Here is a 12,719-nt window from a genome sequence, read left to right as displayed (position 1 = left end):
TGCGGTATATAGGGCGGAAGACGCAGCATTTGCACTTAATCATTGCGCGTAACGCCATATCTGAGGAGCAATCGTGTCCGATCCTGATTTTAACCTTCTGGTTGCGCTCGACGTTTTGCTGGCAGAAGCCAGCGTGGCGGGCGCGGCGCGACGTTTGAACCTGAGCACCTCCGCCATGAGCCGTACCCTCAGCAGGCTCCGGGAGGTGACCGGCGATCCTATTCTTGTACGGGCCGGTCGTCATATGGTGCTGACGACCTGGGCCGAAGCTACCCGGGACCGCGCCAGAAGCGCCGTCTACGAGGCAAGGGCGGTTCTGCAGCCCTCCACCGACACGCTGAAGGTGGAAAATCTCGAACGGTTGTTCACCATCCGGGCCAACGACGGTTTTGTGGTGGCATTTGGGCCACTACTTATTGCGGCGGTGGCGGAGGTGGCGCCCGACGTCTGTATTCGTTTTTCGCCGAAACCTGAAAAAACGTCGCGCTATTTGCGCGAGGGGCTTGTCGATCTGGAGATTGGCGTGCAGAACAATATGGGGCCTGAAATACGGCTGCAAAGGCTCTTTCAGGATCGGTTTGTTGGCGCGGTGCGCAAGGGGCATCCGCTGTCATTACGGCATGATGTCAGCCTTGACGATTATATCGCCTGGGGCCATGTGGTGGCCTCTCCGAACGGATCGTTGCATGGGTCTGTCGATGACGCGCTGGCAGAACGGGGGATGAAACGCAAGATCGCCAGCGTGGTGCCCGGCTTTCCGACGGCGTTATCCGTGGCGCTGGCCTCCGATCTGATTGCCATGGTGCCTGCGTTGTACCTGCTCAATCAGGCGATGACCGAGCGCGTACACGTCTTTGAACTGCCCTTTAAGACCAGGACCATTACGGTGTCACAGATGTGGCACCCGCGCATGGAGCAGGACCCGGCGCACCGGTGGCTCAGAGAGAAAGTGCTGGAGGTGTGCCGTTCCGTGCGCTGAGCGCTCAGGCAACCTTTCCCGGCACGGTGAGGATGAAGCGCGTCGACACCGCATCCGATTCCACGCGGACTTTTCCGTTGTGCGCCGTGACGATGGACTTCACGATGGCAAGCCCAATTCCGCTGCCTTCGCCTTTACGCTGCCTGGACGGATCGACGCGATAAAAACGGTCAAACAGCTTCGACAGATGCGCCTGCGGGATCGGCGTACCGGGGTTTTCTGTTACCAGCTCAACGTTGTTATCCTGTGTTCTGATGGAGACCGTTACCGTTTTCCCTTCCGGCGTATAGCGCAGGGCGTTGGAGAGCAGATTATTGATTGCTCTTCTGAACATCTGCGGATCGCCTTCTATCAGGCAGGGCATCCCGTTAAATTTCAGAGCGATGTGGCGTTCTTCCGCCCAGGCTTCGAAGAAATCAAACACCTTCATGACCTCGGCGCTTAAATCAAACATCACTCGATCCGGGATGAGCTGATTATTATCGGCCTGTGCCAGGAACAGCATGTCGCTGACCATGCGGGTCATCCGGTTGTACTCTTCAAGGCTGGAGTACAACACATCCTCCAGCTCCTTTTGAGAACGGTTCTGGCTCAGCGCGATTTCCGTTTGCGTCACCAGGTTGGTGATGGGGGTTCTGATTTCGTGAGCGATGTCGGCGGAAAAGTTAGCCTGACGGGTAAAAACATCTTCAATCTTTTCGATCATCTGGTTGAAGGAGATGACCAGCTGCTCCAGCTCAACGGGGACGCGGGACGGCTCCAGCCGCGCGTCAAGATTTTCGGAGGTGATGTTTTTAATGGCGTTACTGACGTTACGCAGGGGCAAATGTCCCTGGCGCACGGCGATGCGGATGACAAGAATAATCAGCAGGCTGATAACGGCGGCAATCGCCAGAAGGTTTTTTTTCAGCGCCTCAAGGTAGTGCAGATGAAAATTAATGGAGAGCCCGATCAGCATTACGTAGCCCTGCGTTTTGCCCTGCAGCGTCGCCGTGCCTGAGGAGGCGATAATCCGGTACGTTTCCATTTTCATGTCGGACCCGCCGTGCATGGGGGCGGCCGGGCCTTCAACCGTCCAGAGAAACACATCCTGCGCGCGGCGGTGTTCGCTAAAGTTCGCCGTGTTCATCGCCGGGCGCAGTGCCGCTCCTTGCGCCGAGCTGAACAGGGTATTGCCCTGCGGATCCAGAAGCAGGACGGCCACGTTGCGGTAGCTGGCGATCGACTCTTTGATCTTGCTGATTTTCTTTTGGTCAGGATCGGCCGGTGACTGCAGGATGCGGTGCATCGCGGTGCTGATTTGCTGCAGGTCGCTGATATCCTGCTCGGCGAAGTGCTTCTCGACGGAATGCAGCATAAACCAGGTAAAGGCGAAAAAGGCCAGTATCGTGGAGAGGCTGATAAAAAAGGTCAGCCGCAGCGCAAGCGAGAACGGGCGTCGGAGGGGCTTAACGCGCATCCGGCACCTCCAGCATATAGCCCACGCCGCGCACCGTCTGGATCAGCTTCGGTTCAAAGTCATTATCGATCTTTGCGCGCAGCCGCTTTACCGCAACGTCAATCGCGTTTGTGTCGCTGTCAAAATTCATGTCCCATACCTGGGAGGCAATCAGGGAGCGGGGCAATACTTCCCCCTGATGGCGCATGAAAAACTCCAGCAGGCTGAACTCTTTGCTGGTTAACAGGATGCGACTTCCGGCACGGCTGACCTTTCTCGACACAAGATCAACCGCCAGGTCAGCCACCTGAAGCTGGCTTTCGGCGATCACCGTATTTCCGCGCCTCAACAGCGTCCTGACCCGGGCGAGCAGCTCGGCAAAGGCGAAAGGCTTAATCAGATAGTCATCCGCGCCCAGCTCAAGCCCCTTAACCCGGTGTTCAATCGTACCGAGAGCCGTCAGAAGTAGTATGGGCATCCCTTTGCCGGCAGAGCGGAGCATGCGGACAATGTCCCAGCCGTTCACATCGGGCAGCATGATATCCAGAATCAGCAGATCGTATTCAGCGGTCATGGCGAGATGGTAGCCGTTGAGGCCATTAACAGCGTGGTCCACGACAAACCCCGCTTCAGTGAGCCCCTTGCTGAGGTACTCACCGGTTTTCATTTCATCTTCAACGATCAGTATTTTCATCTTGCTCCCCTGACTGGCTGCTGATGACATTCTATGGAGCCCGCAACCGTTCACAATGACTTACGTTAAAAATGACAACATTGTCATTATCCCGTCACCCGTCAAACAGGAAGCGTTCAGTAGAGTAGCCCTAAAAATACTCTGGACTTCATTTGAACCGCTATGTTCCTGTTAAAACGACTCAGCATCAGTACGGTATTTATCCTGGCGGGCTGCGTCTCGCTGGCCCCCGAATACCAGCGCCCGGCATCACCGGTACCCCAGCAGTTTTCACTTTCGCGCAACGGCCTGACGTCCGCGATGGTGGGGTATCAGGACACCGGGTGGCGCAACTTTTTCGTCGACCCGCAGGTAGCCGGGCTGATTACGGAAGCGCTGAACAATAATCGCGATGTAAAAATGGCCGCTCTGAAGGTTGAAGAGGCACGGGCGCAGTTCAGCGTGACGGATGCGGATCGTTATCCGCAGCTGAATGCCTCCTCGGGTATCACCTACAGCGGTGGGTTGAAAAGTGACAAACCGACCTCTCAACAGTACGACGCGGGTTTTGAGCTTAGCTATGAACTCGACTTCTTCGGCAAGCTGAAGAACATGAGCGAGGCCGGCCGACAAAGCTATTTCGCCAGCGAAGAGGCCCGTCGCGCGGTGCATATCCTGCTCGTCTCTAACGTTTCACAGAGTTATTTCAACCAGCAGCTGGCGTTTAAACAGCTGCGTATCGCGCGGGAAACGCTGAAAAATTACCGGCAGTCTTATGCGTTCGTTGAGCAACAGCTGGTGACGGGCAGTACGAACGTGCTGGCGCTGGAACAGGCCCGGGGACAGATCGAAAGCACGCAGGCAGAGATTGCCAAAAGAGAGGGAGAGCTGGCGCAGGCCAATAATGCCCTGCAGCTGGTCCTCGGCACGTATCGCGCGCTCCCGGGCGAGAGCGGCATGAACGCCAGCGACGTTGCGCCGGTAAAACTGCCGCCTCATCTCTCCTCAGCGATACTGCTGCAGCGCCCGGACATTTTGGAAGCGGAGTATCAGCTTAAAGCGGCCGATGCGAATATCGGCGCCGCGCGTGCCGCCTTTTTCCCGTCAATATCATTAACCAGCGGGCTTTCAACTGGCAGTACGGAATTATCCAGCCTGTTTACCGCGGGCAGCGGGATGTGGAATTTTATCCCTAAAATAGACATACCCATTTTTAATGCGGGCAGGAATAAGGCAAACCTGAAGCTGGCCGAAATTCGCCAGCAGCAGTCGGTCGTGAATTACGAACAAAAAATACAGGCTGCATTCAAACAGGTTGCCGACGCGCTCGCGCTGCGGGACAGCATCAACCAGCAGCTTGCTGCGCAGCAGCGGTACCTTAATTCACTCCGCATCACTCTTCAACGTGCAGGCGGGTTATATTCCAGCGGTGCAGTCAGCTATATCGAAGTCCTGGACGCGGAACGTTCTCTGTTCGCTACACAGCAAAATATTCTCGACCTTATTTATGCCCGACAGGTTAATGAAATTAATCTCTTCACCGCGCTGGGCGGCGGTTGGGTCGAATAACCTCATTTAATTAAACAGGAAAATAAGCATGCGCAATTCTCTTAAGGCTCTTGTATTTGGTGCAATTATTATGTTTTCAGCCAGTCTCCAGGCTGAGGTTCATCAGCACGAGGGGATGAATTCTACCAGCGAAGCGACCTCAGAGCAGCTCATCACCGCGACCGGCATCGTGAAGGACATTGATCTGACGAACAAAAAAGTGACGATTTCTCATGAAGCGATCCCGGCGATTGGCTGGCCCGCGATGACCATGCGTTTCACCTTTATTCAGGCTGACGAGAGTATCAATGCATTGAAAGTCGGCAGTCATGTTGATTTTTCATTTGTTCAGCAGGGCAATATCTCTTTACTGAAGAGCATTAAATAGCGAGAAACGGCATGGCCTCATTCAAAATAAAATATGCTGCCATGATAGTCAGCAGCCTTATTGCGGGAGGGCTGATATCGGTGACGGCTTTGCAGGCGTTTCATTCATCTGAAAAAACAGAAAATAGCGTCTCTGAAAGAAGGGTACTTTTCTGGTATGACCCGATGAAACCAGACGTGAAATTCGATAAGCCCGGTAAATCACCATTTATGGATATGGATTTGGTACCGAAATATGCGGATGAAAACGAGAATAAAAGCAGTGGCGGTATCCGTATCGATCCGACGCAGGTTCAGAATCTGGGGTTAAAAACGCAAAAGGTGACGCGCGGAACGCTGAATTATGCCCAGACGATCCCGGCCAACGTTAGCTATAACGACTATCAGTTTGTCATTGTGCAGGCGCGCGCGGAAGGCTTCGTGGAGAACGTGTACCCGCTGACGACGGGCGATAAGGTAAAGAAAGGCACGCCGCTGATTGATATCACCATTCCGGACTGGGTAGAGGCGCAGAGCGAGTTTCTGCTGTTATCCGGCACCGGCGGAACGCCGACGCAAATCAAAGGGGTTCTGGAACGGCTTCGGCTGGCGGGTATGCCGGATGAGGATATTCAGAGGCTGCGTGCGACCCGCACGATCCAGACCCGGTTTACCATCAGGGCGCCGATCGACGGGGTGATTACGGCATTTGACCTGCGCACCGGGATGAATATTTCGAAAGAAAAGGTGGTGGCACAAATTCAGGGGATGGATCCGGTCTGGATCGGTGCGGCGGTTCCTGAGTCCATTGCTTATCTTCTGAAAGACACCTCGCAGTTTGCTGTTTCGATACCTGCTTATCCGGATAAATCCTTCCCGGTTGAAAAATGGAGCCTTCTGCCGAGCGTGGATCAAACCACCCGTACGCTGCAGCTGCGCCTGCAGGTCTCCAACAAGGATGAGCTGCTGAAACCTGGCATGAATGCCTACCTGAAGCTGAATACCCACAGTCAGGAAATGCTGCTCATTCCGTCTCAGGCCGTTATTGATACCGGCAAAGAGCAGCGCGTTATTACCGTTGATACGAACGGGAATTTTATACCGAAAAGGATCCGCGTTCTGCATGAATCTCAGCAGCAGTCCGGCATTGGTAGCGGACTGGAGGAGGGGGAGTCGGTGGTGGTCAGCGGTCTGTTCCTGATTGACTCGGAGGCCAATATTACCGGTGCGTTGGACCGCATGCGCCACGCTGAAACAACTGAAGACGCGCATTCTGGCCATTAAGGAGACGATGATGATTGAATGGATTATCCGACGGTCAGTGGCCAATCGTTTCCTGGTCATGATGGGGGCGCTGTTCCTCAGCGTCTGGGGCACATGGACGATTATTAACACGCCTGTCGATGCCTTACCCGATCTGTCTGACGTGCAGGTGATTATCAAAACCCGCTATCCCGGCCAGGCCCCGCAGATTGTTGAAAACCAGGTGACCTATCCACTCACCACCACCATGCTGTCGGTTCCCGGCGCAAAGACAGTGCGCGGTTTTTCGCAGTTTGGTGATTCGTATGTGTACGTCATTTTTGAAGATGGCACCGATTTGTACTGGGCCCGTTCGCGCGTGCTGGAGTACCTGAACCAGGTTCAGAGCAAACTCCCTGCCGGCGTGAGCTCGGAAATCGGCCCGGACGCCACGGGCGTAGGCTGGATATTTGAGTATGCGCTGGTGGACCGCAGCGGAAAACACGATCTCGCCGAGCTGCGATCATTGCAGGACTGGTTCCTGAAGTTTGAGCTAAAAACTATCCCGAACGTGGCCGAGGTGGCCTCCGTCGGCGGCGTGGTGAAGCAATATCAGATTCAGGTTGACCCGTTAAAGCTGGCGCAGTTCGGCGTCAGCCTGCCTGAGGTTAATCAGGCCCTTGAATCGTCTAATCAGGAAGCGGGGGGATCGTCCGTAGAACTCGCGGAAGCGGAATATATGGTCCGGGCCAGCGGCTATCTGCAGACCATCGATGATTTCAATCACATCGTCCTGAAAACCGGTGAGAACGGCGTGCCGATTTACCTGCATGATGTTGCCCGCGTACAAACGGGGCCGGAAATGCGCCGTGGTATTGCCGAGCTGAACGGGCAGGGTGAAGTGGCGGGCGGAGTGGTGATCCTGCGTTCGGGTAAAAACGCGCGCGAGGTCATAACGGCGGTGAAAGACAAGCTGGAAACGCTGAAGGCCAGCCTGCCGGAAGGCGTTGAGATTGTGACTACTTACGATCGCAGCCAGCTTATCGACCGGGCCATTGATAACCTGAGCGGCAAGCTTCTCGAAGAGTTTATCGTGGTGGCCATCGTCTGCGCGCTGTTCCTCTGGCACATTCGCTCAGCGCTGGTGGCGATTATCTCTCTGCCGCTTGGCCTGTGTATTGCCTTCATCGTTATGCATTTCCAGGGGCTGAACGCCAATATCATGTCTCTGGGAGGCATTGCCATTGCCGTCGGCGCAATGGTGGATGCCGCTATCGTGATGATTGAAAATGCGCACAAACGGCTGGAAGAGTGGGATCACCACCACCCGGGGAAGCCGATTGACAACGTCACCCGCTGGAAGGTCATCACCAACGCCTCTGTAGAGGTTGGCCCCGCGCTGTTTATCAGCCTGCTGATCATCACCTTGTCGTTCATTCCCATCTTTACCCTCGAGGGGCAGGAAGGGCGGCTGTTTGGTCCGCTGGCCTTCACCAAAACGTACTCTATGGCAGGGGCGGCCGCGCTGGCCATCATCGTGATCCCCATTCTGATGGGATTCTGGATCCGGGGTAAAATCCCCGCAGAGACCCGTAATCCTCTGAACAGACTGTTGATTAACGCCTATCATCCGCTTCTGATTCGGGTGCTCCACTGGCCTAAAACCACCCTGCTGGTTGCGACCTTATCCATCTTCACGGTGATCTGGCCCCTGAGCCAGGTGGGTGGCGAGTTCCTGCCAAAGATAAATGAAGGTGACCTGCTGTATATGCCGTCGACGTTGCCCGGCGTCTCACCGGCAGAAGCGGCGGCATTGTTACAGACCACGGACAAGTTAATAAAAACCGTCCCTGAAGTGGCCTCTGTCTTCGGCAAGACCGGTAAAGCCGAAACGGCCACGGACTCCGCACCGCTTGAAATGGTGGAAACCACCATTCAGCTTAAGCCTGAGAATGAGTGGCGACCCGGAATGACGATTGACAAGATCGTTGACGAACTCGATAAGACCGTTCGTTTGCCTGGCCTGGCGAATCTCTGGGTTCCGCCCATCCGCAACCGCATCGATATGCTTTCAACCGGGATTAAAAGCCCCATTGGCATCAAGGTGTCAGGTACCGTTCTGGCTGATATCGACGCCACGGCGCAGAGTATTGAAGCGGTAGCTAAAACGGTGCCGGGCGTGGTGTCAGCCCTGGCTGAACGTCTGGAAGGCGGGCGCTACACTAACGTTGATATCAACCGCGAAAAAGCCTCCCGCTACGGGATGACGGTGGGCGACGTGCAGCTGTTCGTCTCCTCGGCCATCGGCGGCGCGACGGTGGGAGAAACGGTGGAAGGCGTCGCCCGCTACCCGATTAATATTCGTTATCCTCAGGACTACCGGAACAGCCCGAACGCGTTGAAGCAGATGCCGATCCTGACGCCGATGAAACAGCAGATCACGCTGGGTGATGTGGCGGATATCAACGTGGTTTCCGGCCCCACGATGCTAAAAACGGAGAATGCCCGACCTGCAAGCTGGATTTATATTGATGCCCGTGGCAGGGATATGGTGTCCGTAGTGAACGACATTAAAACGGCCATCAGTCAGAACGTAAAGCTGAGACCGGGTACCAGCGTGTCATTCTCCGGACAGTTCGAACTGCTCGAGCACGCCAACAAGAAACTGAAGCTAATGGTACCGATGACGGTGATGATCATCTTCATTCTGCTGTATCTGGCATTCCGTCGCGTGGATGAAGCGTTGCTGATCCTGATGAGCCTGCCGTTCGCCCTGGTCGGGGGGATATGGTTCCTGTACTGGCAGGGCTTCCATATGTCTGTGGCAACCGGCACCGGCTTTATCGCTCTGGCCGGGGTGGCGGCAGAATTTGGGGTGGTAATGCTGATGTATTTGCGTCATGCCGTTGAAGCGCATCCGACGTTATCCTATCGGGAAACCTTCACCGTACAGGGACTTGATGACGCCCTTTATCATGGCGCCGTGCTGCGCGTGCGGCCAAAGGCGATGACCGTTGCGGTGATTATTGCCGGTCTGCTGCCCATTTTGTGGGGAACCGGTGCCGGATCAGAAGTCATGAGCCGGATAGCGGCGCCAATGATTGGCGGCATGATCACGGCTCCGCTGCTATCGCTGTTTATTATCCCTGCGGCGTATAAGTTGATTTGGTTGCGCAGGCTTAAAAAACCATAAAAAAACCGCCGTTAGCGGCGGGTTTTTGCGTGATGAATGCTTAGCGCGCCTTGCTGATCAGTTTGCGCCAGGCTCTGTTATGCAGAGTAAATAGCAGCATCTTATAGAAAGCGGTAGAGAAGATGCAGCTGCCGCTAAGCCCCAGCATGACGGTACTCACCATCGCAGCGGCCAGACTGACGCCCGGAGCAGCGCTACCGCTCAGCGCGGCCAGCAGATAGGCTGCCGTTAATACCAGACTTATCACCGCCAGCGTAAGATGTAACCGCACGGCGCGCATGCTTCCTTTGCCAATCATAAACATCGTCACGCCGTTGATGCCTGCGAACAGTAGGGCGATCAGCACAATCCACACGAATACGCGTTCGGCTGGCTGGCCGAGTGCGGCGAATACGCCATAGCCCAACCACAGCTGAGGAATCGCGAAGCTAACAATTACCCCGAGAGTACTGATTGCCGCCGGAATACCCATGGTGTGTAGACCCACAGGTTTGCCCATTTCTTCAGCCAACTGAGTCTTTAGCTGTTGCAGCTGTGTCGGGGAGGTATTGCTTATGCTGGTAGCCACCTCGTTACAGTGTTGCAGGCGACGGGTTAAAACTTTAAACATTTGAATACTCAGCGTTCAGTTAGGTAAAAATGATTGCAGCACACCAACCACATAGCGTCCTGACTGGACGGTATTTTGCGGATTGCGGATAGTCCCAGTGAGTGAGCTCCCCACAAAGGCCGATGCGTTGTTGACCGCACTCATCAGCTCGCGCTGCAGTGATTTTTGTAACGATTCGCTTGGGAAACGTTTCGGATAAACACCTGCGCGGATCGCGGCCTTTACCCCGGCACTGGAGATACCTGGATTCTGCGCTTTAATGATCTCTTCCGTGATGCGCTTACGCTCGGCACGGCTCAGGCTCTGGAACCAGGCGGTAACTTTACTTGAAGACGCCGCTTTCATCAGCTTGTACGTTTCTAAAGTACCTCTTAGCGCGGTTCCTGCCGCAGCAAGCGAAATAACATCCAGAACTGTCGTGGTAGCAACGTACCAGTCCTGGCTGTCAAGCCATGCAACGTCGGAACCATGGTCGTTATGGATAGCCAGCAGACGGCCCGCGCCAATCATGCATTGCGCTCCCGTAGCCAGCGTACCGGACAGGCTAATCGCCGCAATCACACCAGACCCGCCAGCGGTAAACGGTACTGCCGCACCGGCACCAAACGCCATGACAAGCGTAACAATCATCGCGCCACAGGCAAAACCGGTCGAGGTAATTTCCGTAGCAAGTGACGGAGTAGTTAGTGTCGCAACCACAGCTTTTTCTGCACTGATTTCCTTAGCATCTGGAATTTTACTGATGACTACATGGCTGACGGTGCTCTGATTCACATCAGCAATGCGTCGAGACGGGCGAACCAGCCAGCGTTGCTTGCCATCATCAAAAATGATGCCGACATTGTAAAAATTACGCGAGCAGTCGAGCTGCGCGGCCAGCTTTTTAAAATCGATATCTGCACCGGCCTGTAGGCCAAGGCTTCGCGAGAGATCATATGAGGGAAGGGTGCTGTCAGGCGACTGCTGACCGGGTAAGTTCATCGAGGAAGCTCCTTCATTCCGTGAGGACTATTAATTAGCAGGGTAATTTATTGAAAAAATTTATGATTAGAACACTAAGACTTAGATAATAGCAGCGTTAACTCGGTGATCAAATGATATTGCTTGACTTAAATGTAAACGATACCAGGGTGTATTAAAGCTTAGCGGCAGACTTTCTCAGCACAGTAATATCCCTCTTAGGTGATTGACCGAACATCCGCGTATATTTCCGACTGAAATGGGATAAGCTTTCGTAACCCGGTCCCGCGTCTTGAGTGGAACGCCAGATGGGTAATGTGAGTTTTTCTCACAAAAGGTTTGTAATCGACGGTGGATTTTATCGAGAAGGGAGGACACCAACGTCCTGATTTCTGCATGAAAGCACCATGGAGAATAGAACCATGAATGCAATTTAACATAATATACATTATGCGCACCAATATGAAATAAGGGGAAATCTGGCGTTTTGTGGTCATCGTTATCGTTAGCCTGGATGCCGATGGACTATTAAAGCGTCTTAGCTGACCATCGTATGTGCATCCAGCTTTTGCTCAACATCTCAACCAAAGGCCGTGTTGAATACGCTCATCTGCCGCATCAGAACTTTGAACTGAACTTACGCATTTCACATTCCTTAAAACGCAGATAGCACGCCAGCTTGACGGTACTGTTCTTTCCAGCCTTATTATTTACCGTTTTGTCCTGTTGATATAAGCCTGCAAACCCTCCGCAAGATAATCAAACACCGTTTTACAGGTCTGGCTATGGCGTAAATCCTCATGCATCACCAGCCATGTGTCGAGATGAAATGCAAAGAAATCAGGCATTACCCTCTGTAACGGCGGAGAAAAATCGGCCAGTTGTACCTGGCACATACCGATACCTACTCCTGCACGAATGAGGTTTAATTGTGCAATATCACTGTCGCTCCGCACGGTAAACAATTCACGGCTTAGCTGTGGATATTGTTTAAGTGCCTGTAAAATAAAGGGAGTCGTATTATCGAAACCCACGAGCGTATGGGTGAATAACTCATCAATACTTTCCGGAGCACCACATCGTGACAGATAGGCTGGCGCGGCATGCAGACCTATTTCAACCCTGCCCATCCTACGTGCAATCAGTTGCTCCTGCACCGGCGTGGCCATGCGTACGACAATATCCGCTTCCCGGTTCAGTAAATCCTGAACGCGATTAGACAGATCCAGTTCAATAACTATCTGCGGGTATTCTTCCTTTATTTGTGCGATCACTGGAGGCAGAACCTCCGTGCCGATGATTTCACTAGCGGCGACGCGCACAATGCCTCGTAATCCGGTTGCGCCGGAACTGAAACTGGCTGCCGACCGCTCAATCATCATGGCCGTATTTTCCATCGCCTGCGCATGGCCCTTCAGCTCAACGGCTGCATCCGTGGCCTGTAATCCTGTCTGCGAACGGGTAAATAAAACAAGGCCCAGGGCTGACTCCAACGCCGCAATATGGCGTCCGGCGGTTGGCTGAGTAATGGCAAGCCTGCGTGCGGCCCCTGACAAAGACCCTTCCCTCATCACGGCCAGAAAGGTGCGATACCATTCCCACGGGATATTTAGCTTCATACAAAAATGAATACCTGCTGGCTGATATTATGCAATTACATTTAGCCCGTGTCGTCATTATGATGTCAAGCAGATATCCAATAAGGGTCAA

At 53.9% G+C, this 12,719-nt stretch carries 10 protein-coding genes and 1 pseudogene; 5 read left to right on the top strand and 6 right to left on the bottom strand.

The annotated features are described in order from the left end of the window. The first annotated feature begins 73 nt into the window (after positions 1–73). A complete protein-coding gene (locus FOY93_RS11435; protein WP_143345125.1) occupies positions 74–979 on the top strand; it encodes a LysR family transcriptional regulator in 906 nt (301 codons plus the stop codon). A gap of 4 nt (positions 980–983) precedes the next feature. Here FOY93_RS11435 and FOY93_RS11430 read toward each other — a convergent pair whose 3' ends face one another. After that, positions 984–2,438 (bottom strand): Cu(+)/Ag(+) sensor histidine kinase, encoded by a 1,455-nt coding sequence (locus FOY93_RS11430; protein WP_133294431.1) that lies wholly within the window; start codon positions 2,436–2,438, stop codon positions 984–986. Then, complete coding sequence (locus tag FOY93_RS11425) at positions 2,428–3,111, bottom strand: copper/silver response regulator transcription factor (protein ID WP_133294430.1); 684 nt, start codon at positions 3,109–3,111, stop codon at positions 2,428–2,430. The genes FOY93_RS11430 and FOY93_RS11425 overlap by 11 nt, the downstream gene beginning before the upstream one ends. Positions 3,112–3,273: 162 nt before the next feature. Here FOY93_RS11425 and FOY93_RS11420 point away from each other — a divergent pair, with 162 nt between their 5' ends. The 4 genes from FOY93_RS11420 to silA are packed head-to-tail and all read left to right on the top strand — an operon-like array spanning position 3,274 to position 9,439. Next, the gene (locus tag FOY93_RS11420) at positions 3,274–4,659 is read left to right on the top strand and encodes an efflux transporter outer membrane subunit (protein ID WP_143345124.1); all 1,386 of its coding nucleotides are present in this window, start codon (positions 3,274–3,276) and stop codon (positions 4,657–4,659) included. Positions 4,660–4,687: 28 nt separating this feature from the next. Next, positions 4,688–5,026, top strand: coding sequence for a cation efflux system protein CusF (gene cusF, locus FOY93_RS11415; RefSeq protein WP_143345123.1), 339 nt, complete (start codon positions 4,688–4,690; stop codon positions 5,024–5,026). 11 nt (positions 5,027–5,037) lie between these two features. Beyond that, positions 5,038–6,288, top strand: a complete 1,251-nt coding sequence (locus tag FOY93_RS11410; protein ID WP_133294427.1) for an efflux RND transporter periplasmic adaptor subunit — start codon at positions 5,038–5,040, stop codon at positions 6,286–6,288. Between the two features lie 10 nt (positions 6,289–6,298). Continuing rightward, positions 6,299–9,439 carry a Cu(+)/Ag(+) efflux RND transporter permease subunit SilA gene (gene silA, locus FOY93_RS11405; protein ID WP_143345724.1) on the top strand — a complete coding sequence of 1,047 codons (3,141 nt, stop codon included), beginning with the start codon at positions 6,299–6,301 and terminating at the stop codon, positions 9,437–9,439. Positions 9,440–9,479: 40 nt separating this feature from the next. On the opposite strand, the gene FOY93_RS11400 is transcribed toward silA, so the two are convergent. The 4 genes and pseudogenes from FOY93_RS11400 to FOY93_RS11385 form a co-directional block, all read right to left on the bottom strand. Further along, entirely contained in the window at positions 9,480–10,049 is a 570-nt protein-coding gene (locus tag FOY93_RS11400; RefSeq protein WP_111963558.1) for a hypothetical protein, read from the bottom strand. A gap of 15 nt (positions 10,050–10,064) precedes the next feature. Continuing rightward, the gene (gene ssp4, locus FOY93_RS11395; RefSeq protein WP_111963557.1) at positions 10,065–11,030 is read right to left on the bottom strand and encodes an Ssp4 family T6SS effector; all 966 of its coding nucleotides are present in this window, start codon (positions 11,028–11,030) and stop codon (positions 10,065–10,067) included. Positions 11,031–11,184: 154 nt separating this feature from the next. Further along, positions 11,185–11,289, bottom strand: a pseudogene (locus FOY93_RS11390) (AraC family transcriptional regulator); the annotation flags it as partial. Positions 11,290–11,719: 430 nt separating this feature from the next. Next, positions 11,720–12,628: a LysR family transcriptional regulator gene (locus tag FOY93_RS11385; RefSeq protein ID WP_143345122.1), complete on the bottom strand. Its 909-nt coding sequence runs from the start codon at positions 12,626–12,628 to the stop codon at positions 11,720–11,722. Positions 12,629–12,719 lie beyond the last annotated feature (91 nt).

It is taken from the genome of Enterobacter sp. 18A13 (genome assembly GCF_007035975.1).
In the GTDB taxonomy this organism is placed as follows: domain Bacteria; phylum Pseudomonadota; class Gammaproteobacteria; order Enterobacterales; family Enterobacteriaceae; genus Enterobacter; species Enterobacter vonholyi.
Note: the sequence above shows the minus strand (reverse complement) of the source record. Positions and strands in the feature narration are given on the sequence as shown.

Bases quoted from the DNA above. Each gene is read 5' to 3' on its own strand.
- FOY93_RS11420 (WP_143345124.1), top strand. From the start codon at position 3,274: ATGTTCCTGTTAAAACGACTCAGCATCAGTACGGTATTTATCCTGGCG.
- silA (WP_143345724.1), top strand. From the start codon at position 6,299: ATGATTGAATGGATTATCCGACGGTCAGTGGCCAATCGTTTCCTGGTC.
- FOY93_RS11425 (WP_133294430.1), bottom strand. From the start codon at position 3,111: ATGAAAATACTGATCGTTGAAGATGAAATGAAAACCGGTGAGTACCTC.
- cusF (WP_143345123.1), top strand. From the start codon at position 4,688: ATGCGCAATTCTCTTAAGGCTCTTGTATTTGGTGCAATTATTATGTTT.
- FOY93_RS11385 (WP_143345122.1), bottom strand. From the start codon at position 12,628: ATGAAGCTAAATATCCCGTGGGAATGGTATCGCACCTTTCTGGCCGTG.
- ssp4 (WP_111963557.1), bottom strand. From the start codon at position 11,030: ATGAACTTACCCGGTCAGCAGTCGCCTGACAGCACCCTTCCCTCATAT.
- FOY93_RS11410 (WP_133294427.1), top strand. From the start codon at position 5,038: ATGGCCTCATTCAAAATAAAATATGCTGCCATGATAGTCAGCAGCCTT.
- FOY93_RS11430 (WP_133294431.1), bottom strand. From the start codon at position 2,438: ATGCGCGTTAAGCCCCTCCGACGCCCGTTCTCGCTTGCGCTGCGGCTG.
- FOY93_RS11400 (WP_111963558.1), bottom strand. From the start codon at position 10,049: ATGTTTAAAGTTTTAACCCGTCGCCTGCAACACTGTAACGAGGTGGCT.